23 protein-coding genes and 1 other RNA gene are annotated in these 21306 nt (G+C 68.9%); 14 read left to right on the top strand and 10 right to left on the bottom strand.

The window, feature by feature from the left end; translation table 11 throughout:
• The first annotated feature begins 6 nt into the window (after positions 1-6).
• From ssrA to LV780_RS03330, 6 genes are all read left to right on the top strand, one after another.
• Positions 7-360, top strand: a transfer-messenger RNA (tmRNA) gene (gene ssrA, locus LV780_RS03355).
• A gap of 40 nt (positions 361-400) precedes the next feature.
• Entirely contained in the window at positions 401-1057 is a 657-nt protein-coding gene (locus LV780_RS03350) for a DUF1194 domain-containing protein (protein WP_108221039.1), read from the top strand.
• A 101-nt stretch (positions 1058-1158) separates the two neighbouring features.
• Complete coding sequence (locus tag LV780_RS03345; RefSeq protein ID WP_011907775.1) at positions 1159-1620, top strand: SspB family protein; 462 nt, start codon at positions 1159-1161, stop codon at positions 1618-1620.
• 170 nt (positions 1621-1790) lie between these two features.
• Positions 1791-3185 (top strand): class II fumarate hydratase, encoded by a 1395-nt coding sequence (gene fumC, locus LV780_RS03340; RefSeq protein ID WP_108221040.1) that lies wholly within the window; start codon positions 1791-1793, stop codon positions 3183-3185.
• Positions 3185-3388 carry a DUF4169 family protein gene (locus tag LV780_RS03335; RefSeq protein ID WP_101340562.1) on the top strand — a complete coding sequence of 68 codons (204 nt, stop codon included), beginning with the start codon at positions 3185-3187 and terminating at the stop codon, positions 3386-3388. The genes fumC and LV780_RS03335 overlap by 1 nt, the downstream gene beginning before the upstream one ends.
• Positions 3385-3603, top strand: a complete 219-nt coding sequence (locus LV780_RS03330) for a ribbon-helix-helix domain-containing protein (RefSeq protein WP_011907772.1) — start codon at positions 3385-3387, stop codon at positions 3601-3603. The genes LV780_RS03335 and LV780_RS03330 overlap by 4 nt, the downstream gene beginning before the upstream one ends.
• Here LV780_RS03330 and LV780_RS03325 read toward each other — a convergent pair.
• Positions 3600-3755 (bottom strand): hypothetical protein, encoded by a 156-nt coding sequence (locus LV780_RS03325; RefSeq protein WP_180325138.1) that lies wholly within the window; start codon positions 3753-3755, stop codon positions 3600-3602. The genes LV780_RS03330 and LV780_RS03325 overlap by 4 nt on opposite strands.
• Positions 3756-3809: 54 nt before the next feature.
• A complete protein-coding gene (locus tag LV780_RS03320; protein WP_011907771.1) occupies positions 3810-4556 on the bottom strand; it encodes a cytochrome c biogenesis CcdA family protein in 747 nt (248 codons plus the stop codon).
• Between the two features lie 144 nt (positions 4557-4700).
• On the opposite strand from LV780_RS03320, the gene LV780_RS03315 reads away from it, so the two are divergent.
• Positions 4701-4931, top strand: coding sequence for a sulfurtransferase TusA family protein (locus LV780_RS03315; protein ID WP_101340564.1), 231 nt, complete (start codon positions 4701-4703; stop codon positions 4929-4931).
• Positions 4932-4985: 54 nt separating this feature from the next.
• On the opposite strand, the gene LV780_RS03310 is transcribed toward LV780_RS03315, so the two are convergent.
• From LV780_RS03310 to LV780_RS03285, 6 genes are all read right to left on the bottom strand, one after another.
• Positions 4986-7595 (bottom strand): Rne/Rng family ribonuclease, encoded by a 2610-nt coding sequence (locus tag LV780_RS03310; protein ID WP_117344879.1) that lies wholly within the window; start codon positions 7593-7595, stop codon positions 4986-4988.
• Between the two features lie 481 nt (positions 7596-8076).
• Positions 8077-9405: a sigma-54-dependent transcriptional regulator gene (locus LV780_RS03305; RefSeq protein WP_011907768.1), complete on the bottom strand. Its 1329-nt coding sequence runs from the start codon at positions 9403-9405 to the stop codon at positions 8077-8079.
• A gap of 9 nt (positions 9406-9414) precedes the next feature.
• Complete coding sequence (locus tag LV780_RS03300; RefSeq protein WP_044247830.1) at positions 9415-11178, bottom strand: sensor histidine kinase; 1764 nt, start codon at positions 11176-11178, stop codon at positions 9415-9417.
• 47 nt (positions 11179-11225) lie between these two features.
• A complete protein-coding gene (purQ, locus tag LV780_RS03295) occupies positions 11226-11894 on the bottom strand; it encodes a phosphoribosylformylglycinamidine synthase subunit PurQ (protein ID WP_011907766.1) in 669 nt (222 codons plus the stop codon).
• 171 nt (positions 11895-12065) lie between these two features.
• The gene (gene purS, locus LV780_RS03290) at positions 12066-12305 is read right to left on the bottom strand and encodes a phosphoribosylformylglycinamidine synthase subunit PurS (RefSeq protein ID WP_011907765.1); all 240 of its coding nucleotides are present in this window, start codon (positions 12303-12305) and stop codon (positions 12066-12068) included.
• 14 nt (positions 12306-12319) lie between these two features.
• Complete coding sequence (locus tag LV780_RS03285) at positions 12320-13072, bottom strand: phosphoribosylaminoimidazolesuccinocarboxamide synthase (protein WP_011907764.1); 753 nt, start codon at positions 13070-13072, stop codon at positions 12320-12322.
• Positions 13073-13253: 181 nt separating this feature from the next.
• Here LV780_RS03285 and LV780_RS03280 point away from each other — a divergent pair, with 181 nt between their 5' ends.
• Together LV780_RS03280 and bmt are read left to right on the top strand one after the other, a co-directional pair.
• The gene (locus LV780_RS03280; RefSeq protein WP_108221043.1) at positions 13254-13574 is read left to right on the top strand and encodes a DUF1476 domain-containing protein; all 321 of its coding nucleotides are present in this window, start codon (positions 13254-13256) and stop codon (positions 13572-13574) included.
• A gap of 265 nt (positions 13575-13839) precedes the next feature.
• Positions 13840-14847: a betaine--homocysteine S-methyltransferase gene (gene bmt, locus LV780_RS03275; RefSeq protein WP_108221132.1), complete on the top strand. Its 1008-nt coding sequence runs from the start codon at positions 13840-13842 to the stop codon at positions 14845-14847.
• 133 nt (positions 14848-14980) lie between these two features.
• Here the strand turns inward: bmt and LV780_RS03270 are convergent, their stop codons facing one another.
• Positions 14981-16069, bottom strand: a complete 1089-nt coding sequence (locus tag LV780_RS03270) for a PA0069 family radical SAM protein (protein ID WP_101340566.1) — start codon at positions 16067-16069, stop codon at positions 14981-14983.
• Positions 16070-16224: 155 nt separating this feature from the next.
• Here LV780_RS03270 and LV780_RS03265 point away from each other — a divergent pair, with 155 nt between their 5' ends.
• From LV780_RS03265 to LV780_RS03245, 5 genes are all read left to right on the top strand, one after another.
• Positions 16225-16923 (top strand): corrinoid protein, encoded by a 699-nt coding sequence (locus tag LV780_RS03265; RefSeq protein ID WP_011907760.1) that lies wholly within the window; start codon positions 16225-16227, stop codon positions 16921-16923.
• 52 nt (positions 16924-16975) lie between these two features.
• Positions 16976-17131, top strand: a complete 156-nt coding sequence (locus LV780_RS03260) for a hypothetical protein (RefSeq protein ID WP_085996546.1) — start codon at positions 16976-16978, stop codon at positions 17129-17131.
• Positions 17128-17757, top strand: a complete 630-nt coding sequence (locus LV780_RS03255) for a DUF1638 domain-containing protein (RefSeq protein WP_108221044.1) — start codon at positions 17128-17130, stop codon at positions 17755-17757. Before LV780_RS03260 ends, LV780_RS03255 begins: the two co-directional genes overlap by 4 nt.
• A 136-nt stretch (positions 17758-17893) precedes the next feature.
• Positions 17894-19267 carry an FAD-binding oxidoreductase gene (locus LV780_RS03250; RefSeq protein ID WP_108221045.1) on the top strand — a complete coding sequence of 458 codons (1374 nt, stop codon included), beginning with the start codon at positions 17894-17896 and terminating at the stop codon, positions 19265-19267.
• The gene (locus tag LV780_RS03245) at positions 19264-19656 is read left to right on the top strand and encodes an SgcJ/EcaC family oxidoreductase (protein WP_101340567.1); all 393 of its coding nucleotides are present in this window, start codon (positions 19264-19266) and stop codon (positions 19654-19656) included. Before LV780_RS03250 ends, LV780_RS03245 begins: the two co-directional genes overlap by 4 nt.
• 7 nt (positions 19657-19663) lie before the next feature.
• Here LV780_RS03245 and recN read toward each other — a convergent pair whose 3' ends face one another.
• Positions 19664-21304: a DNA repair protein RecN gene (recN, locus tag LV780_RS03240; protein WP_101340568.1), complete on the bottom strand. Its 1641-nt coding sequence runs from the start codon at positions 21302-21304 to the stop codon at positions 19664-19666.
• Positions 21305-21306 lie beyond the last annotated feature (2 nt).

The following is a 21306-nucleotide window of genomic DNA, read 5'->3' as shown; positions in this document are numbered from 1 at the left end:
CCACATCCGCTTGCAGCGCGCGGTGCGCGCCCCTATATTCACCCTGTCCGGGGCAACCCGGACTATGGGCATAAACGCGCTCGTCATAAGCGGATCGGACCCGGGGGCGGTACCCGGCGGCTCCACCATACATCCCTCGTTGGGGGCGGAAGGGGCCGAAACAGGATCGACGAACGTCTAAAGGGGTTGCTTTGTCCCGGTGAGGTACCACCGTTATCGGTCCGAAAAGTACAGTTGCCAACGACAACCGTGCTCCGGTGGCTCTGGCTGCGTAAGCAGTTCGAGTTATCGAAACCTAAGTCCTTGCGCTTAGCCGTGTAAGGCGGGGCTCGCAGGTGCCTGGCAACAGAAACCTGCACTTCCTCCTTGCCCTTCCCGTCACCGCGCGCCACGCTTTGCCATGCTTCGCGCGCTGTTCCTTGCCCTCTGTCTCGCCGCGCCCCTGCCCGCACCGGCCTGCGACACGGCGCTTCTCCTTGCCATCGATGTTTCGGGCTCGATCGACCGCGGCGAATATGCGCTGCAGGTCGAGGGCCTTGCCGATGCGCTCGAGGATGCGGACGTGGGCGAGATGCTGCTCGCCGGCCAGAGCGCGCTCGCCGTCGTCCAGTGGTCGGGCGTGGGCCGGCAGGCGCTGGTGCTGCCCTGGCGGCGGATGCTGGGCCCGGACGAGCTGGCGGATTTCGCCCGCGAGGCCCGCGCGCTCCCTCGCGCCTTCGCCGCCTCGGACACGGCGGTGGGCGAGGCCATCACCTTCGCGCTGGACCAGTTCGGCGCCGTGGCGGACTGCCGCCGCAAGGTGATCGACATCTCGGGCGACGGCCCCGAGAACGCGGGCTTCACCGTCGCCGCCGCACGCCGCGCCGCCGAAACCGCCGGGGTCGAGATCAACGCCATCGCCATCGAGGACATGGGCGCCTCCGCGCCGATCACGGCCTTCTACAACCGCTGGGCCGTGACGCGGAACGGCTTCGTGCTCACCGCCCGCGGCCTGCAGGACTACCGTCGGGCCATCCGCGCCAAGCTGCTGCGCGAACTCGGCAAGCCCGCGAGTTGACCCGGCACCCCGTCGCCTTTCGGCAGAAAAACCCCCGCGCGGCCCCCTTTTCTTCCGAACCGAATCCCCTATGCTGACCCCGAAGCGACAGGGGATATTGCATGGCGCGTTCGATTGACTACGGCAACCTCATGCACCGCGCGATGCGGGGCCTGATCCAGAGCGTGCTCGAGGATGTGGCCGAGCACGGGCTGCCGGGAGCGCACCATTTCTTCATCACCTTCGACACGACCCACCCCGATGTGGCCATGGCCGACTGGTTGCGCGCCCGCTACCCGCAGGAAATGACCGTCGTCATCCAGCACTGGTACGAGAACCTCGCCGTGGACGACCGCGGCTTCTCGATCACGCTGAACTTCGGCAACCAGCCCGAGCCGCTGGTGATCCCCTTCGACGCCGTCCGCACCTTCGTCGATCCGTCCGTGGAATTCGGCCTCCGGTTCGAAACCCACGAGGACGAGGACGAGGAGGAGGACACCGACAGCGACGAGGGTCCCGACGGCGATGACGAGCCGCCGCGCCACGACGCGCAGGTGGTCAGCCTCGACAAGTTCCGCAAGTAGCGCGCCGCCCCCCTTTCATTCTGGCTCAAATATCCCCGGGGGAGTCTCCGGCATCGGCCGGAGACGGGGGCAGGCAGCCCCCCTGCGCCGCTTCCGCATGCGATGGCATGCCGATTGATTTTCCCGCCCGTCTTCCCTAAGAGCTTGCGGGAAAATCAAGGAGCTTGCGCATGACTGCAACCCGCACCGAGACCGACAGCTTCGGCCCGCTCGAGGTTCCCGCCGACAAATACTGGGGCGCGCAGACGCAGCGCTCGATCCAGAACTTCCCCATCGGCTGGGAGCGTCAGCCCGTCGCCATCATCCGCGCGCTCGGCGTGATCAAGAAGGCCTGCGCGCTGGTCAATGTCGATCAGGGCGACATGCCCAAGGAACTGGGCGAGGCCATCGCCGCCGCCGCGACCGAGGTGATCGAGGGCCGCTTCGACGACAACTTCCCGCTGGTGGTCTGGCAGACCGGCTCGGGCACGCAGTCGAACATGAACGCGAACGAGGTGATCTCGAACCGCGCGATCGAGATGCTGGGCGGCGTGATGGGCTCGAAAAAGCCCGTGCACCCGAACGACCATGTGAACATGGGCCAGTCCTCGAACGACACTTTCCCCACCGCGATGCATGTCGCCATCGGCATGATGGCGCGCGATGTGCTGCTGCCGGGGCTCGAGAAGCTGCATGCCGCGCTGCTGGCCAAGTCGGAAGAGTTCAAGGACATCATCAAGATCGGCCGCACCCACACGCAGGACGCGACGCCCCTGACGCTGGGCCAGGAGTTCTCAGGCTATGCCAAGCAGGTGGAAAAAGGCATCGCTCGCGTGAAGGCCTGCCTGCCCGACATCTACGAACTGGCGCAGGGCGGCACCGCCGTCGGCACCGGCCTCAACACCCGCGTCGGCTGGGACAGCCGCGTGGCGGGCAAGATCGCCGAGATCACCGGCCTGCCCTTCGTCACCGCCGAAAACAAGTTCGAAGCGCTGGCCGCGCATGACGCGATGGTGATGTTCTCGGGCGCGCTGAAGACGGTCGCCGCCTCGCTCTTCAAGATCGCGAACGACATGCGGCTTCTGGGCTCGGGCCCCCGCTCGGGTCTGGGCGAGTTGATCCTGCCCGAGAACGAGCCCGGCTCGTCGATCATGCCGGGCAAGGTGAACCCGACGCAGGCCGAGGCGCTGACCATGGTCTGCGCCCATGTCATGGGCAACGACGCCGCCGTGGGCTTCGCCGGCAGCCAAGGCCATTTCGAGCTGAACGTCTACAACCCGATGATGTCCTACAACGTGCTGCAGTCGATGCAGCTTCTGGGCGATGCGGCGGGCAGCTTCACCGACAACATGGTGGTGGGCACGCAGGCCAACACCGCTCGGATCGACAAGCTGATGAAGGAAAGCCTGATGCTGGTGACGGCGCTCGCCCCCACCATCGGCTACGACAACGCGACCAAGGTCGCCAAGACCGCGCACAAGAACGGCACCACGCTGCGCGAAGAGGCGATTGCCCTCGGCTTCGTCGATGCAGAGACCTTCGACCGCATCGTGCGGCCCGAGGACATGATCGGGCCCAAGGGCTGATGGCCGAGATCGTCAACCTTCGCGCGAAGCGCAAGGCGGCGGAGCGCGACGCCCGCCGCCGGAAGGGCGACGAGAACGCCGCGAAGTTCGGCCGCACCAAGGCCGAGCGCGATCTGCAGGAGGCCCGGGCCGAGAAGGCCCGGGATCACCTCGATGCCCACAGGCGAGAGTCCGGGCGCGAGCCCGGGCCCGAGCCGGAATGAGGCCCGAGAAACACTCGCTGACGCTGCGGGGCCACCGCACCAGCGTCTCGCTGGAAGAGGACTTCTGGCGCGCCTTCCGCGAGATCGCGGCCGAGCGGGGACTGCCGGTCAATGCACTCGCCGCCGAACTGGACGAGGGGCGCGACCCAGAGGTGGGGCTGGCCACCGCCATCCGGCTCTTCGTGCTGCGCCACTACCGCGACCGCCGGGTTTAGCCGCCACCGATCGGGGTCATCACCTTGCCGGTGCCGCCGCAATCGGGGCACTCGCCGCCCTCGATCCGGCCGCTGCCCTCGCACCGGCGGCAGATGTTCTCTCCGGCGCCCACGGGCTTGCCGGGCACTTCCTCGGGGTTCTGGTCGGACATGGCGTGCCTCCTCGGATGGCACACGAAACCGGGGCGCGCGGGCTTTGTTCCCCCTCAGCCCAGCCGGGCCAGCGCCGGGAAGGTCTCGAGCAGCCAGTAGGAGAAGCTGGAGAAGCCCCCGGTCAGCATCAGAAGGCCGATGGTCCAGAGCAGCAGGCCCATGATGCGCTCGATCCGCTCCATGTGCCGCTTCATCCAGGCCATGAGGCCGGTCAGCCGCGGGAAGAAGGCCGCGACCAGCAGGAAGGGGATGCCGAGACCGGCGGCGTAGGTGGCCAGCAGCGTGGTGCCGCGCGCGATGCTCGCCTCGGACGCCGCAAGCGTCAGGATCGCGCCCAGCTGCGGACCGATGCAGGGCGTCCAGCCGAAGGCGAAGGCCAGGCCCAGAATGTAGGCTCCGAAGGCCGAGCCGCCCCGGTCGCCCGCATCCATCCGCATCTCCCGATCCAGGAAGGAGATGCGGTAGATGCCGAGGAAATGCGCGCCGAAGGCCATGACGATGATGCCCGCCAGCGTGGCGAAACTGTCGGCGTTCTGAAGGAAGAAGGCGCCAAAGGCAGAGGCGGTGAACCCGAGAAACAGGAAGACCGTCGAAAGCCCCATCACGAAGAACAAGGCCGCGAGGATCGGCCCGCGCGAGGCGCCCTCGTTCAGGTCCTTCATCGAGATCCCGCCCATGTAGGCGAGGTAGGGCGGCACGATCGGCAGGACGCAGGGGCTGAGGAAGGAGAGCACCCCCGCCACCAGCGCAATCAGCATCGCCGGCAGCAGCCCTGCGTCGATCAGCTCCAGTCCGAACATCTTCGCTCCCTCTTTCCTGCTCTCCTAGCCGCTTGCCGGCGCCCCGTCACGGGGCCGGGTCTCACATTGACGTGGACCGGCCCCCGGCGTATCGCGCGGACGGGCGCTGCGCGCGTTGATCCGGCGCAACTTTCGGAGAAGGCCATGGAGTTCGACGAGGATCTGGATTGCGCGGGGCTGATCTGCCCCCTGCCCGTCCTGCGCGCCCGCAAGCGGCTGATGGGGATGGCGCCCGGCCGCGTGCTGCGCGTGACGGCCACCGATCCGATGGCGGTGATCGACCTGCCGCATTTCTGCAACGATGCCGGGCATGAGATCCTCGCCTGTCAGCGCGAGGGCCGAGAAAGCGTCTGGCTGATCCGCCGCGGAGAGTGATCCCGGCCGGGCGAAGGAAAAGGGCGCCCGCAGGCGCCCCGATCCGTTCTTCGCTCAGCGGCTGATCGACCACCAGCCGCGGCGCCTGGGCTTGCTCTCCTCGTCCGTCTCGCCCGAGACCGGCTCGGGCTGGGGCTCGGGGGCCGCCTCGGGTTGCGGGGCCCCCGGGGCCGGCTCGGCCGGCGTCTCGACCACGTCGAGCGCGGCCTCGGCCGGAGCTTCATCGACCGTCACCGCCACCTCGACCGCAGGAGCGGCTTCCTCGGCTGCCGACGCGCTCTTGCGGCTGCGGCTCGTGCGGCTCCGGGAGGGCTTCTTCGGCTCCTTCGGCTCGGCTTCGGGCGCGGCCTCGGCGGGGGCCGCCGCACTCTCCTCGACCACCTTCGGCTTGCGGACGCGGGTGCGCTTGCGCGGGGCGGGCGGCTCTTCGGCCACCGCCTCGGGCTCGGCCACAGGTTCGGCCACCGGCTCGGCTGCGGGTTCCGCGATCACCGCCTCGGGCGCCATCTCGGGCACGAAGGCTGCCGGTTCCGGCACGTCGCCCTCGTCGGCGGTTTCGTCCTCATCCTCGTCCGAGTCGTCCGACTCGTCGCTCTCGGCCACCTCGGCGCCGGTCTGGTCCGTGGCACCGTTCGCGCCATTGCGGCGGCGGCGACGACGGCGGCGCTTTTTCTTGGGCTGGCCTTCAGAGGGAGCGGCCTCGGCAGGTTCCGCGGCCTCGACCGCTTCCTCGGCCTCCTCGACCTCGGGCTCCTCCTCGATCCAGTCGTCCTCGGGCTCGTCCACCGGCGCGCCCATGAGATCGGCGCTGCCCGAGATCACCTTGACCGTCTCGGGCACAACCCGCGTCGCGGTCTTGAACTTCTCGATCACATAGTCCGGGCTGGACAGCGAAGGATCGGCCTCGACCCGCACCGCCATGCCATACCGGGCCTCGATCATCGCGATATGCTCGCGCTTCTGGTTCATCAGGAAGTTGACGACCGCGATCGGGGCGCGCAGCAGCACCTCCTTCGAGCGTTTCCGCGTGCCTTCTTCCTCCAGCTGGCGCAGCACCTGCAGCGCGAGGCTGTCGTCCGAGCGGATCAGGCCCGTGCCGTGGCAATGCGCGCAGGGCTGCGTCGTCGACTCGAGCATCCCCGGACGCAGGCGCTGGCGGCTCATCTCCATCAGGCCGAAGCCCGAGATGCGGCCGACCTGGATCCGCGCGCGGTCGGTCTTCAGCTTGTCCTTCAGACGCTTCTCGACGGCGGCGTTGTTCTTCCGCTCTTCCATGTCGATGAAGTCGATGACGATCAGCCCGGCAAGGTCACGCAGGCGCAACTGCCGCGCCACCTCTTCGGCGGCCTCGAGGTTGGTCTTGAGCGCCGTGTCCTCGATCGAGCCCTCCTTGGTGGCCCGGCCGGAGTTCACGTCGATGGCGACCAGCGCCTCGGTCACGCCGATGACGATGTAACCGCCGGATTTCAGCTGGACCACCGGGTTGAACATGCCCGAGAGGTAGCTTTCCACCTGATAGCGCGCAAACAGCGGCATCGGCTCATCGTAGCGGATCACCTGCCGGGCGTGGGCCGGCATGATCATCCGCATGAAGTCCTTGGCGGTGCGGTAGCCCGTCTCGCCCTCGACCAGCACTTCCTCGATCTCGCGGTTGAAGAGGTCGCGGATCGACCGCTTGATCAGGTCGCCTTCCTCGTAGATCGGCGCCGGGGCGACCGACTTCAGCGTGAGTTCGCGGATCTGCTCCCAGAGGCGGAGCAGGTATTCGTAGTCGCGCCGGATCTCCTGCTTGGTGCGCTTGGCGCCGGCCGTGCGGATGATCAGGCCCGCGCCTTCCGGCACCTCAAGCTCCGAGGCGATTTCCTTCAGCTTCTTGCGGTCGGCGGCCTGGGTGATCTTGCGGCTGATCCCGCCGCCCCGCGCCGTGTTCGGCATCAGCACGCAATAGCGGCCGGCCAGGCTGAGATAGGTCGTGAGCGCCGCGCCCTTGTTGCCGCGCTCTTCCTTGACCACCTGCACCAGCATGATCTGGCGCACCTTGATCACTTCCTGGATCTTGTAGCGGCGCTGGCGGGGCTTCCTCGGGGCCGGGATCTCCTCGGCCACATCCTCGTCGGCGACGGATTCGATCTCGTCGTCGGTCTCGGCGGCGTGATCCACCGCCTTCCAGGGCTTCTCGGCCTCGTCCGCCTCGGGCCGGGCCTCCCCGCGCTCGGTCTCGTAGAGAGCGTCGGCGCCGGTCTCTTCACCGAGATCGACCACATCCATGCCGCCCACATCGCCCGACTGGACGGCATCCGCCGACGGCGCCTCGGCCGGGGCCGGCCGCGACCTGCGGCGCGAGCGGCCGTGATCCTCATCCTCCTCGGCGCGGGCGTAGGCCCGCTCTTCCTCGATCAGGGCCTTACGATCGGCCACCGGGATCTGGTAATAATCGGGATGGATTTCGGCGAAGGCCAGAAAGCCGTGCCGGTTGCCGCCGTAATCGACGAAGGCCGCCTGAAGCGAAGGTTCGACCCGCGTTACCTTGGCGAGATAGATGTTGCCGGCAAGCTGCCGTTTGTTGACGGTCTCGAAGTCGAACTCCTCGACCTTGTTTCCGTCCACCACCACGACCCGGGTCTCCTCCGGGTGGGTGGCATCGATAAGCATTTTCTTGGCCATTTGATTCCATGGCACCCGGACAACGGGCTTGGGCCGGAGCATGCTCCGGCCGGGGTCCATTGCGCGTGGTGGCTTGTTCGGGCGTGGCTGCGCCGGGGGCCGGATCGTGGGCCAGACCGCGCGGAGCCCCAAGGGCCCTTCGCGCGGTCTTGCAGTCGGTCGGCGCGGCTCATCGCGTTTCTGTATCCCGAGACGCCGGAGCGTCCATTGCACTGGCCCGTTCCGTCAGGGACTTGGCGGGCGAACTTGTGGGCCTCGCGGCCCGGAGGTCTGCCAGGACGGTGCCCCGGACCCCTCGTCCGGATTGCGCGCTTGACAGAGAAACTGGTGCGCAAACTCCTGCCGAATAGGGCAGAACCCGCGTAGGTGCGACATTAGCGGCAGGGACGGGCAAAAGACAATGGCCTATTTTTCCCCGACCCCCTGCAACCAGCGGTCGAGCGCGGCCCGGAATGGCCGCGAGGCGGGTGGATTGATCGGGTCAGACGTAGTCCGCGCGGCTCAGGCCATATTTGGCCATCTTCTCGTTCAGCGTCCGCCGCGGCAGGCACAGTTCTTCCATGACGGCCACGATCGAGCCCTTGTGGCGACGCATCGTGTTGTCGATCAGCATCCGCTCGAACGCCTCGACATAATCCTTCAGCGGCTTGCCTTCGGTGGTCAGCGCGGGCCCCGACGCCTCGTTGTCGGCCATCAGCAGCGAGGCGATCGAGCCCGAGCCGCGCCGGTTCTGCAGCACCGCCCGCTCGGCGATGTTCACCAACTGGCGGACATTGCCGGGCCAGGGCGCCTGGAGAAGCTGGGCCGCCTCCTGCGCGGTGACCTGCGGCGCCTCGCAGCCATATTCCTCGGCGAACTGCTCGGACATGCGGGTAAAGAGGGTCAGGATATCCTCGCCCCGCATCCGCAGCGGCGGCAGCACGATCGTCATGGCGCCCAGCCGGTAATAGAGATCCGAGCGGAGCACGTTTTCCAGCGTCGTGTCCGGCGCGTGCTCGTTGCAGATCGCGATGATGCGTGTCTCGGGCGGGGTGCCCTGTTCGTTGATCACCGTCAGCAGCCGCGACTGGAGCGGGTGCGACAGCGACTCGATGTCCTCGAGGCAGAGCGTGCCGCCGCGAGCCTCCTCGACCAGCGGCAGGGAGCCGTCCTCGTTCGGGCCGAAGAGCTTGGCGGAGAGCTGATCCTCGGACCAGGCGGCGCAGGAGATGGTGACGAACTTGCGCCCGGCCCGCGCGCCGACCGCATGCAGCGCATGGGCCACCAGCGTCTTGCCGGTGCCGGTCTCGCCGTCGATCAGCACATGGCTGTCGGCCTGCCCCAGATCGAGGATATCCTCGCGCAGACGCTCCATCACCGGCGAGGAACCGATCAGCTTCTTCATCAGCACGGTGCCGTCCGACAGCTCGCGCCGCAGCGCCCGGTTGTCGAGCGTCAGGCGCCGCTGCTGCGTCGCGCGCTTGGCAAGCTCGGTCATCCGGTCGGGGTTGAACGGCTTTTCCAGAAAGTCGAACGCGCCCACGCGCATCGCCTCGACCGCCATCGGCACGTCGCCGTGGCCGGTGATCAGGATCACGGGCAGGCCCGAATCCATGCTCATCAGCTTCTTGAGGAAGGTCATCCCGTCCATGCCGGGCATCTTGATGTCGCTGACGACCACGCCGGGAAAGTCCGCGTTCAGGCCCTTCAGCGCCTCTTCGGCACTGGCGTAGGTTTCCGTGTCAAAGCCCGAGAGCGCAAGCCACTGGCTGATCGACTGCCGCATATCGGCCTCGTCATCGACGATCGCCACCTTCATCGCACGCGCCATTGCTCTTCCTCACTCGGCTGCTTTCACGTCTGCGCCCAATATGGGGAGCTGGACCTCGAATACAGCCCCGCCTCCCTCGGCGTTTCGCGCCGTCAGCCGTCCCCCGAGATCCGTCACGATGCCCGACGAGATCGCAAGCCCGAGGCCCACACCCTCTCCGGGTTTCTTCGTGGTGTAGAAAGGCTCGAACAGGTTGTCGAGATCCTCGATTCCCTGACCATTGTCCCGGACGGTGAGGGTGGCCGTCTCGCCGGCCGCCAGAACGATGTCGATTTGCGGGCTGGCTACGCCCTTGGTGGCATCGAGCGCATTTCGCAGAAGGTTGATGATCACCTGCTCCAGCCGGAGCCGATCGGCCATCACCATGACGGGCTGGCGCGGCAGCGTCCGGGTGATGCGGACCACGCGGATCTTGAGCTGCGGCTCCATCATCGTCAGCGCCGACGAGACGCAGATGCGCACATCCACCGGCTCGAAGGCCTCGCCCCCCTTCCGGGCATAGGACTTGAGCTGCCGCGTGATCGCCCCCATGCGCTCGATCAGGTCGTCGATCCGCTGGAACGAGGCCAGAGCCTCCTCGGTCCGCCGCCGCTGCAACAGCAGCTTTGCCCCCGCCAGATAGGTCTTCATCGCGGCGAGGGGCTGGTTCAGCTCATGGCTCACCGCGGCCGACATCTCGCCCAGAGCGGCCAATTTCGAGGATTGCGCAAGGGTCAGCTCGGCCACGGCCAGATCCTTCTGCACCTTCTCGCGCTCGGCGATCTCTCGCTGCAAACGCGCGTTGAGCAGGCGAAGTTCCGCCGATTCGCGCTGAAACGACATGCTCTGCGACCAGGCCCGCCGCGACAGGAGATAGAAGGTCAGCGCAAGCAGGATCGCAAAACCCATGATCTCGAGCGCGAGAATGCCGTTCACCCGCTCGCGCACCGAGTCGTAGGCGGTGAAGGTGACGATGCGCCAGCCGCGGAAGGGCACGCGCGCGTCAGTCTTCATCACCGCCTCGCCCTTCAGGTAGGCGTCCGGCGGCTGCTGGGCCCAGTCGGCCGTGGCCTGCAGCGCGCGCCGGATCGCCGAGGGCGCATCGCGGGCGGCCAGCGCCTCCTTGATGGTCAGGCCCCGCCAGCGCGGCTCGGTCGCGAGGATCACGGTGCCGGTGCTGTCGGTGACCATCACCGCATCCTGCAGCCCCGCCCAGGCGCGCTCGTATTTCATCAGGTCCACCGCCACGACGATCACCCCCACGAGCCGATTGTCCGAGAGGATCGCCTTAGAATAGGTGAAGTCGAAGATGCCCGCGTCGCGCTGCGCCGAGGTGAAGACCGTATCGCGCGCCCGTTGCGCGTCGATGAAGAAGGGCTGGGTGCGGTGGCTCGTGCCGATCAGGTTGCGGTTCGTCGCCCCCACCGTCCGCCCGTCCTTGTCGAGCAGCATGATCGAGGCCGCGCCGATCTCGGTCTGGAACGAGATCAGCCGCTGCGAGGTGGCGGAATAGTCCCCCGACCCCAATGCCCCGATCAGCGCGGGATCCCGCGCAAGCAGCAGCGGCACGACCGAGGTGCGCTGCAACTCGGTCAGCAGGTTGCCGGAGTAGAGCGCCAGACGAAGCTCCGCGCGCGAGCGGGTGCTCTCGGTGAAGCGTTCGCTCATCCAGCGGTTGGTGATGAGCACCACGGCAACCGCCACCAGGATGAGCAGGACGACCACGAGCTTGACCCGCCAGCCGTGACCCGGCGGCGGCACCGGCGCATCGCTCTGATAGCCCGTCTCCTGCATGGGCGGGAAGGTACTGAAGGGCGCCTGACGCAACAAGCGCCGCGCGATCACGCCAGCGCCATCCCGCCCAGCAGCGCGCGGAAGAGGCCCATCCCGTCGGCGCCGCCCTGCTCGGCCTCGATCGCCCGCTCGGGGTGCGGCATCAGCCCCAGCACCCGGCGGTTGGCCGAGAGAAGGCCCGCGATGTCCTGCATCGAGCCGTTGGGATTCTCGACATAGGTAAAGGCCACGCGGTCCTCGCCACGCAGCCGCGCCAGCGTCTCGGGATCGGCGGTGTAGTTGCCGTCATGGTGCGCGATGGGAAAGCGGACCACATCCTCCGGCGCCCAGCCCGAGGTGAAGGCGCTGTCGGCGGTCGCCACGCGCAGATCGACGGGGCGGCAGATGAACTTCAGCCCCGCGTTGCGCATGAGCGCGCCGGGCAGGAGGCCTGTTTCCGTCAGCACCTGAAAGCCGTTGCAGATGCCGAGGACATAGCCCCCCCGCTCGGCATGACGGATCATGGCGCCGGCGATCGGCGAGCGCGCCGCAATGGCGCCGCAGCGCAGGTAGTCGCCGAAGGAGAAGCCGCCCGGCACCCCCACCACATCGACGCCCTCGGGCAGTTCGGTGTCCTTGTGCCAGACGCGGCTGACCGTGGCGCCCGCCTTCTCGAAGGCGGTGGCAAGGTCGCGGTCGCAGTTGGACCCGGGGAAGGTGATGACGGCGGCTTTCATCGGCGGCGCTCCGGCTGGCAGAACTGGGGGCGGTGGCCGCGGGCAACGCCCGCGGTCGGACAGAGGCGTGGGCCCGGCGGAACCCGCGCCCCACATAACGCAATCCGCCCGACGCGAACAGTCCCGGGCGTGCCGAGCAGGCCGGACCGAAACCGGCCCGGCGACGCGGGCTCAGCCGATCTCGACCGTGTATTTCTCGATCACCGTGTTGGCGAGCAGCTTCTCGCACATCTGGCGTACCTCGGTCTCGGCCGCGGCGCGGTCGGTGGCGGCGAGATCCAGCTCGATCACCTTTCCCTGACGCACGCCCTCGACGCCCGAAAAGCCGAGGGTGCCGAGCGCGTGCCTCACCGCCTCGCCCTGCGGATCGAGGACGCCATCCTTCAGCATGACATGGACGCGGGCTTTCATCGCGGCAGGGCCTTTCAGTTGATCAGCGTGGGCTTGGGGGAATGGGTGACGTTCGAGGGCAGCACCCCCAGACGCCGGGCGAGTTCGGTATAGACATCCTGCAGCGGGCCCGGCTCGCGCGGGGCCCCGCCCTCGCCCTCGGCGCGCACGTCCCAGAGGCGGCAGCTGTCGGGGCTGATCTCGTCGGCCACGATGAGGCGCATGTAGTCGCCCTCCCAGATGCGGCCGACCTCGATGCGGAAGTCGGCAAGGCGGATGCCCACGCCCATCATCACGCCCGACAGGAAGTCGTTCACGCGCAGCGCCAGCGCCACCACATCGTCGAGATCCTGCTGGCTGGCCCAGCCGAAGGCGATGATATGCTCTTCCGAGACCAGCGGACAGCCGAGCTTGTCGTCCTTGAAGTAATATTCGACGATCGGGCGCGGCAGCGGCGTGCCCTCGGGGATGCCCAGCCGCTTCGAGATGCCGCCCGCAGCAAAGTTCCGCACCACCACCTCGAGCGGGATGATCTCGGCCATGCGGACAAGCTGCTCGCGCATGTTCAGGCGGCGGATGAAGTGGGTGGGAACGCCGATGGCGTTCAGGCCGTTCATGAAGAATTCCGAAAGGCGGTTGTTCAGCACGCCCTTGCCCTCCAGCGCCGGCTGGGGCGGGCTCGAGGAGGCGCTTCCGTCGTCCTTGAAGTACTGGATCAGCGTCCCGGGTTCGGGCCCCTCATAGAGGATCTTGGCCTTGCCCTCGTAGACCTTCTTGCGACGTGCCATGCACACTCCGATCGAACGACGAAGGGGGCGCGCACGGCGCACCCCGTTCAGGTTGCACTGGCCTATAAGCCAAGCCGCCCCGCCTCGCAAGGCAATCGCGGGGCGCGGCCGTGCGCGCACTTGCCCGGCCTTTGCGGCAAGGGCATATCAGGATCAAAGACACTCTAGGGGAGGACCATCAATGACCACCTTTGACGATCGCGAGCGCGCGTTCGAAAGCAAGTTCGCCCACGATGCCGAGATGCAGTTCCGCGCCGAGGTCCGGCGCAACAAGCTGGTGGGCCTCTGGGCGGCGGATCTGCTGGGCAAGACCGGCGACGAGGCGCAGGCCTACGCCCGCGAGGTGATCCAGGCCGACCTGCACGAGCCGGGCTTCGAGGATGTGGTGCGCAAGGTTGCGGCCGATCTGGGCGACAAGGCCTCGGCCGACATGGTGCGCGGCAAGATGCTGGAGCTGCTGCCGGTCGCCAAGGCGCAGCTGATGAGCGAAGCCGCGACCTGATCGCGCCCTCAGCGGCAGGATCCTGCGGGACGGGCGCCGGTCGCGCCGCCCCTCTGAGGGGCGCGCGGTGACGTTCCGTCAGGCGGCAGGGGCGCCCGGTCAACCCGTCAGGCCACACGCCCGCCCACGGGCCCGTCCCGCTTCGGCCGGCAGCCGACCAACGCTGCCGGCAATATGGATTTGCCACGCGGCCCGGCGCATGGCAGAGCTTCGCGCGAACGGCCCGCACTTCCTGCGCGCCGTCCCGGACCTCAGCGAGGACAAGATGACCGACGCCCTTTCCCGCATGCTCCAGACCCGCGAATGGCTCATGGCCGATGGCGCGACGGGGACCAACCTCTTCAACATGGGCCTCTCGTCCGGCGAACCGCCGGAACTGTGGAACATCGACCGGCCGGACAATATCCGGGCCCTCTACCGGGCGGCGGTGGAGGCGGGCTCGGACATCTTCCTGACCAACAGCTTCGGGGGCAACGCCGCGCGGCTGAAGCTGCACGAGGCGCAGGGGCGGGTGGGCGAGCTCAACCGCACCGCCGCCGAGCTGGGACGCGAGGTGGCCGACGCCTCGGGCCGCACGGTGGTCGTGGCGGGCTCGATGGGCCCCACCGGCGAGATCTTCGAGCCGATGGGCACCCTCACCCACCGGATGGCGGTCGAGATCTTCCATGAGCAGGCCGAGGCGCTGAAGGCCGGCGGCGCGGACGTGCTGTGGGTCGAGACGATTTCGGCGGCGGAAGAGTTCAAGGCCGCGGCCGAGGCCGCGCGGCTGGCCGGCATGCCCTGGTGCGGCACGATGAGCTTCGACACGGCGGGGCGGACCATGATGGGCCTCACGCCCGCGGCGCTCGTCGATCTGGTGACGAAGCTGCCGAACCCGCCGCTGGCCTTCGGGGCCAACTGCGGCGTCGGCGCCTCGGACCTGCTGCGCACGGTGCTGGGCTTCACCGCGCAAGGGGTCGAACTGCCGGTGATCGCCAAGGGCAATGCGGGCATCCCCAAGTATCACGACGGCCACATCCATTACGACGGCACGCCCGACCTCATGGCCGAATATGCCGTGCTGGCACGGGATGCGGGGGCGCGGGTCATCGGGGGCTGCTGCGGGACCATGCCGGAGCATCTCAGGGCCATGCGGGCCGCGCTGGAAATCCGGCCCAAGGGTCCGCGGCCCTCGCTCGAGACGATTTCGGAAGTTCTGGGGGGGTTCTCGTCGGCCTCCGATGGGTCGGACGATGCGGGGCCCACGCGCGAGCGTCGCCGGCGGCGGAGCTGAGGAGAGGCCGGGGGCGGGGCTGTCTGCCCCTCCCCCGGACCCCCGCCCCGAGGATATTTGAGCCAGAGTGAAAGCAGCAGGTTGGGTCACGTCCGCCGGGGCCTGTCACGCGGGCTGCACGGGCGGCGGGGTGTCAGAGCAGGGTCAGCTGGTCGCCCGGACGGGGCGGCGGGCGGAAGAGGTCGCAGCGCAGGGGTGGCTGCGCGCGGTCAAGCCCGTGGCGCGCCGTGGCCAGGCGGAAGCGCCGCGCCAGGAGATCGGACCAGATCCCCTCGCCGCGCATCCGCTTGCCCCAGGACGGATCATAGTCGCGGCCGCCGTGGACCTCGCGGATCCGCCCCATCATCTTGTCCGCACGTCCGGGATAATGGTCCTCGGCCCAGGCCCGCACCAGCGGGGCCACCTCGAGCGGCAGGCGCAGCATGATCCAGCTTGCCGCGACCGCGCCCGCCTCGGCCACCGCTTCCACGATCCGGTCCAGTTCGGGGTCGGTGAGGCCCGGGATCACGGGCGCGATCATCGCCCGCACGGGAATGCCCGCGCCGGTCAGCCGCCGGATCGTCTGGAGCCTGCGCGCGGGCGGCGGTGCCCGCGGCTCCAGCCGGCGGGAGAGATCCGGATCGAGCGTCGTGACCGAGATGCCGACCCGGAGCAGGCCGTCGGCGGCCATCGGCGCCAGCAGGTCGAGGTCGCGTTCGATCAGCGTGCCCTTGGTGGTGATCGCGGTGGGGTGGCGGAAGTCACGGAGCACCTCGAGGATCTCGCGCATCAGCCGGTGCGTGCTCTCGATCGGCTGGTAGGGATCGGTGTTGGTGCCGAGAGCCACCGGCGCCACGCGGTAGGAGCGGGAGCGCAGCTCGCGCTCGAGCACGGCGGCGATGCCGGGGCGCGCGATCAGCCGGGTCTCGAAATCGAGGCCGGGCGAGAGGTTCAGATAGGCGTGGGTCGGCCGCGCGAAGCAGTAGATGCAGCCGTGTTCGCAGCCGCGGTAGGGGTTGATCGAGCGGTCGAAAGGCAGATCGGGCGAGCGGTTCCAGGTCAGGGCCGAGCGCGGCCGCTCGGTGCGCACCTCGGTGCGCAGCAGGCGCTCCTCCTCGGGCAGATCCCAGCCGTCGTGGAAGGCCTCGCGCCGCTCGGACTCGAACCGGCCGGTCTCGTTGGCCAGCGCGCCGCGCGCGCGCAGGCGCAGGGCGGGCGGAAGGCTGGGGTGGCGCGGACTCATGCCGGAAGTCTAGAACATTTACGGAACATGCACCAGCCCTCGCCCTGCCGGGAGGCTTGCTGTCGGCTTTCATCTGCCCCATGTCGCAAACCGATGAGTGCCGCCGGACCTTTGGTCGCATTCAGTCGGAAACCCTACGCCCGCAGGAGCCCGCCATGGCTGACGACGAAGAGATCATCCTGTCCGAACTCGACGACGAGGAACTCGTGCTGCAGATGCACGACGACCTCTATGACGGGATGAAGGACGAGATCGAGGAGGGCGTCCGGATCCTCATCGAGCGCGGCTGGACGCCCTACGACGTGCTGACGCGCGCGCTGGTGGCGGGCATGACCATCGTGGGCAACGACTTCCGCGACGGCATCCTTTTCGTGCCGGAAGTGCTGCTCGCGGCGAACGCGATGAAGGGGGGGATGGTGATCCTCAAGCCGATGCTGGTTGAGACCGGGGCGCCGCGGATGGGCAAGATGGTGATCGGCACCGTCAAGGGCGACATCCACGACATCGGCAAGAACCTCGTCGCGATGATGATGGAGGGTGCGGGCTTCGAGGTGGTGGATCTGGGAATCAACAACGCGGTCGAGAAATATCTCGAGGCTCTGGAGACGGAAAAGCCCGACATCCTCGGCATGTCGGCGCTGCTGACCACCACCATGCCCTACATGAAGGTCGTGATCGACACGCTGAAGGAAAAGGGCCTGCGCGACGACTATATCGTGCTGGTGGGCGGCGCGCCGCTGAACGAGGAGTTCGGGCGGGCGATCGGCGCCGATGCCTACTGCCGCGACGCCGCGGTGGCGGTCGAGACGGCGAAGGTGCATGTTGCGCGCCGCCACAACCGGATGAACGCCTGAGGGCTTCCCTGCAACGGTCGGAATGCCCAAGTCGGGGGGAAAGGAGATCTCCATGCCCCCGACCCTGTTCCTCACCATGATCGTGACCGTCATCCTGGCCGCGGGGGTGACGGTCGCCCTCTTTCAGGGGGCCGGCTGGCCACTGGGCGCGCTGGGGCTCGTGGCGCTTCTGGCCAGCCTCCTGTTGCGGCTGCGGGGGCCGCGATGAGGCCGGACGACGGACGCCTGTCGGACGAGGGGCTGGCGCCCGAGGGCGCAGGGCGCGTCCGTCTCATCGCCTGCGGGGCGCTGGCGCATGAGATCCTTGCGCTCAAGCGGGCGAACGGGTGGGAGTATCTCGACCTGCAGTGCCTGCCCGCCAATCTGCACCTGCGGCCCGAGAAGATCGTCGAGGCGGTCGAGGCGGCGGTTCGGGCCGCCGACGGGCCGGTGTTCGTGGTCTATGCCGATTGCGGCACCGGCGGCGCGCTGGAACGGAAGTGCCGCGAGCTGGGCGTGGAGATGATCGAGGGCCCGCACTGCTATTCCTTCTTCGAGGGCAACGCGGCCTTTGCCGCCCATGCCGACGACGAATTCACCGCCTTCTACCTGACCGACTTCCTCGTGCGGCAGTTCGAGGCCTTCGTCTGGCGGCCGATGGGCCTCGACCGCCACCCCGAGCTGCGGGACATGTATTTCGGCCATTACACGAAGCTCGTCTATCAGGCGCAGACCGAGGACCCCGCGCTCGACGCCAAGGCGCAGGACTGTGCGGCCCGGCTGGGGCTTGCCTACGAGCGGCGCTTCACGGGCTACGGCGATCTTTCGGTGCGGTTGGCCGAACTGCGGCCCTGAGGATGGACCGTCGCCCCTGACGCAAAGGATGGCGGGGCGGCGGGCTCTTGCGCGGGTGCGGGATGACGCAGCCCCCCGCCTCTTCCAGCCGCCCGCCCCATGTCTTAGGGTCGCGCCGAAAACAGGGGAGAAGATCATGCGGATCGACGCGGCGCTGGGTGAACTCGAGGCGGTGCTGGGAGAGCGGCTCTCGCGCTCGCGCCCGGTGCGCGAGCAGCACGCCCACAGCGAGACCCACCTGAGATCCGGCCCGCCGGATGCGGTGGCCTTCCCGCGCTCGGCCGCCGAGGTGGCGCGGATCGCCGAGATCTGCACACGGCATCTGGTTCCGATGGTGGGCTGGGGCGCGGGAACGTCGCTCGAGGGTCATGCGCTGGCGCTGCGCGGCGGGGTCACGATCGACTTCGCCCAGATGGACCAGATCCTCGAGATGCGCCCCGAGGACATGATCGTCCGTGTCCAGCCCGGTATCACGCGAGAGGCGCTGAACGCGGCGCTCCGCGACACGGGGCTGTTCTTCCCGGTCGATCCGGGCGCCAATGCCAGCATCGGCGGCATGGCCGCCACGCGGGCCTCGGGCACCACGGCCGTCCGCTACGGCACGATGCGCGACAATGTGCTGGGGCTCGAGGTGGTGCTGGCCGACGGGCGGATGATCCGCACCGGCACCGCGGCGCCGAAAAGCGCGGCAGGCTACGACCTGACCGCGCTCTTCGTGGGCTCCGAGGGGACGCTCGGCCTGATCACCGAACTGACGCTTCGGCTGCATGGCCAGCCCGAGGCGGTTTCGGCCGCCGTCTGCGCCTTCCCCGACATGTCCTCGGCGGTGAACTGCGTGATCGAGACGATCCAGCACGGCATCCCGATGGCGCGGATCGAGTTCCTCGATGCGGCCACGGTGGCGGCCTGCAACGCCTACGCCCAGATGGAGATGCCGCTTCAGCCGCATCTCATGATCGAGTTCCACGGCACCGAGGCGGGCGTGGCCGAGCAGGCGGAACGGTTCGGCGAGATTGCGGCCGGGCACGGCTCGGCCGACTTCCAGTGGGCGACCCGAACCGAGGACCGGGCGCGGCTGTGGAAGATGCGCCACGCCGCCTACCGCGCCTGTCTGGCCATGCGCCCCGGCTGCGAGGGCTGGGTGACGGACGCCTGCGTTCCGATCTCGCGGCTGGCCGAGGCGGTCGAGGAGACACAGGCCGACATCGCGGCCTGCGGCGTGCCGGGGCCGATGGTGGGCCATGTCGGCGACGGCAACTTCCACTCGGTCCTGCTGGTCGATCCCGAAAGCGAGACGGAACGCGAGGCCGCCAAGCGCGTTTCCGCCCGGCTCGCCGAGCGGGCGCTGCGCATGGGCGGGACCGTCACGGGCGAACATGGCATCGGCTTTGGCAAGCTTGGCTACATGGCGGCCGAGCATGGCGAGGGCTGGATCGTGATGGGCGAGATCAAGCGGGCGCTGGACCCGCATGGGCTGATGAACCCCGGCAAGATGGTGAGCCAGACATGAGCGCGCCCACCCCCGAGGAATTCCCCCGCCGCTTTGCCACCCTCTGGGCCGCGCGCGACGCCGAGGCGCTGTCCGAACTCATGGCGCAGGACGCGACCATGCTGACGCTCACCGGGCTCTGGTGCGAGGGCCGCAAGGAGATCCTCGCCGCCCTGCGGGCAGAGTTGGCCGGCGCCTTCGCCCGCTCGCGGCTGGTGACGGGCAAGACCGACATGCGCCCGCTCGGGCCGGGGGCGACGCTCGTCCATCAGCGATTCGTGCTCTCGGGGCTGGTCGATGCCGAGGGTCGCGATGCGGGGCGGATCGGGGCGGTGCTCACCGCCGTCCTCCTCGCCCGCAAGGCCGGATGCGAGGCGGTGACGCTGCATTTCACTGTGATCGAGGGCTGACGACTCGTCAGTCGAGCAGCGCCCGCGCCGCCTCGCGCGCGGCATCGGTGATCGTGTCGCCGGCGAGCATCCGGGCGATCTCCTCGATCCGCCCCTCCGCGACGAGCGGCGTCACCGTCGAGGTCGTCATCCCCTGGGCCACGCGCTTCTCGACGCGCCAGTGATGCGCGCCAAGCGCGGCCACCTGCGGCGAGTGCGTCACCACCAGCACCTGCGCCCCCTGCGCCAGCGCCTTCAGCCGGCGCCCGACCGCGTCGGCGGTGGCGCCCCCTACCCCGCGGTCGATCTCGTCGAAGATCAGCGTGAGGCCGGGGCTGTCGCCCGTCAGGCAGACCTTGAGCGCGAGCAGGAAGCGCGACAGCTCGCCGCCCGAGGCGATGCGGTTCAGGGCGCCGGCGGGTGAGCCGGGGTTGGTGGCGACGGTGAAGGCCACCGCGTCGCGGCCCTCGGGGCCGGGGTCGGCCTCGGTCACCTGCGTCGCGAACACCGCCCGCTCCATCTTGAGCGGCGCAAGCTCGGCCGCCATCGCGGCATCAAGCCGCCCGGCGGCCGCCCGGCGGGCGGCGGACAGGGCGGCGGCCTCGGCCTCCCACGCGGCCTCGGCCTCCTGCACCGCATGGCGCAGACCGTCGATCCGCTTCGTGCCCCCGTCCAGCGCCTCAAGCCGCGTGCGCAGCTCTTCGGCAAAGATGCCCAGTTCGTCCGGCAGGACGGAATGCTTGCGCGCCAGCGCCCGGATCGCAAACAGCCGCTCTTCCAGCGCCTCAAGGTCGCGCGGATCGAAGTCAAGCTCGGCGAGGCAGGCTTCCACACCCTCCTGCGCCTCGCCCAGCTCGATCAGCGCCCGCGACAGCGAGGCCAGCGGCGCCTCGAGCCGGTTGCCGGCGCGGTCCGAGGCGGCCTCGAGCCAGCGCAGCGCATCGACCAGAAGGCTCTCGGCCCCTTCGGCGGACAGGGCCCGGTAGGCGCGGGCGATGTCGTCGCGGATCTTCTCGGCGCCCTGCATCTCGCGGCGGCGGGTGTCGAGCAGCGCCTCCTCGCCGGGCTGGGGATCGAGCTTGTCCAGCTCGGTCACCGCATGGCGCAGGAAATCCTCTTCGGCGCGGACCGCGGCCAGCGCCTCCTCGGCGGCGAGCAGGGACCGCCGCGCGGCTCCGAGGGCAGTCCAGGCGCGGCGGCAAGGCGAGAGATCGAGCCCCGCGAACGTGTCGAGCATCTGCCGGTGGCCGCGCGGGTTCAGCAGGCCGCGGTCGTCGTGCTGGCCGTGCAGTTCCACCAGCCGGTCCGAGAGGCCCCGCAGCACCTCGCCCGACACGCGCCGGTCGTTGACCCAGGCGGTCTTGCGACCGTCGGCGAAATTCACCCGGCGGAGGATCAGCTCGTCCTCGGCCTCGATCCCGGCCTCGTCCAGCACCGCGCGGGCCGCATGGCCGGGCGGCAGGTCGAAGACGGCCGTCACCTCGCCCTTGTCGGCGCCCGCGCGCACAAGCTCGGCCCGGCCGCGCCAACCCAGCACGAAGCCCAGCGAGTCGAGCAGGATCGACTTGCCCGCCCCCGTCTCGCCGGTGAGCACGTTCAGCCCCGGCTGGAAGGCCAGCGAGAGCCGATCGATGATCAGCATGTCACGGATGTCAAGCGAGCGCAGCATCG

Origin of the sequence: Cereibacter azotoformans, assembly GCF_021391315.1 — a bacterium.
In the GTDB taxonomy this organism is placed as follows: Bacteria; Pseudomonadota; Alphaproteobacteria; order Rhodobacterales; family Rhodobacteraceae; genus Cereibacter_A; species Cereibacter_A azotoformans.
This window is presented reverse-complemented; position numbering and strand designations above follow the sequence as displayed.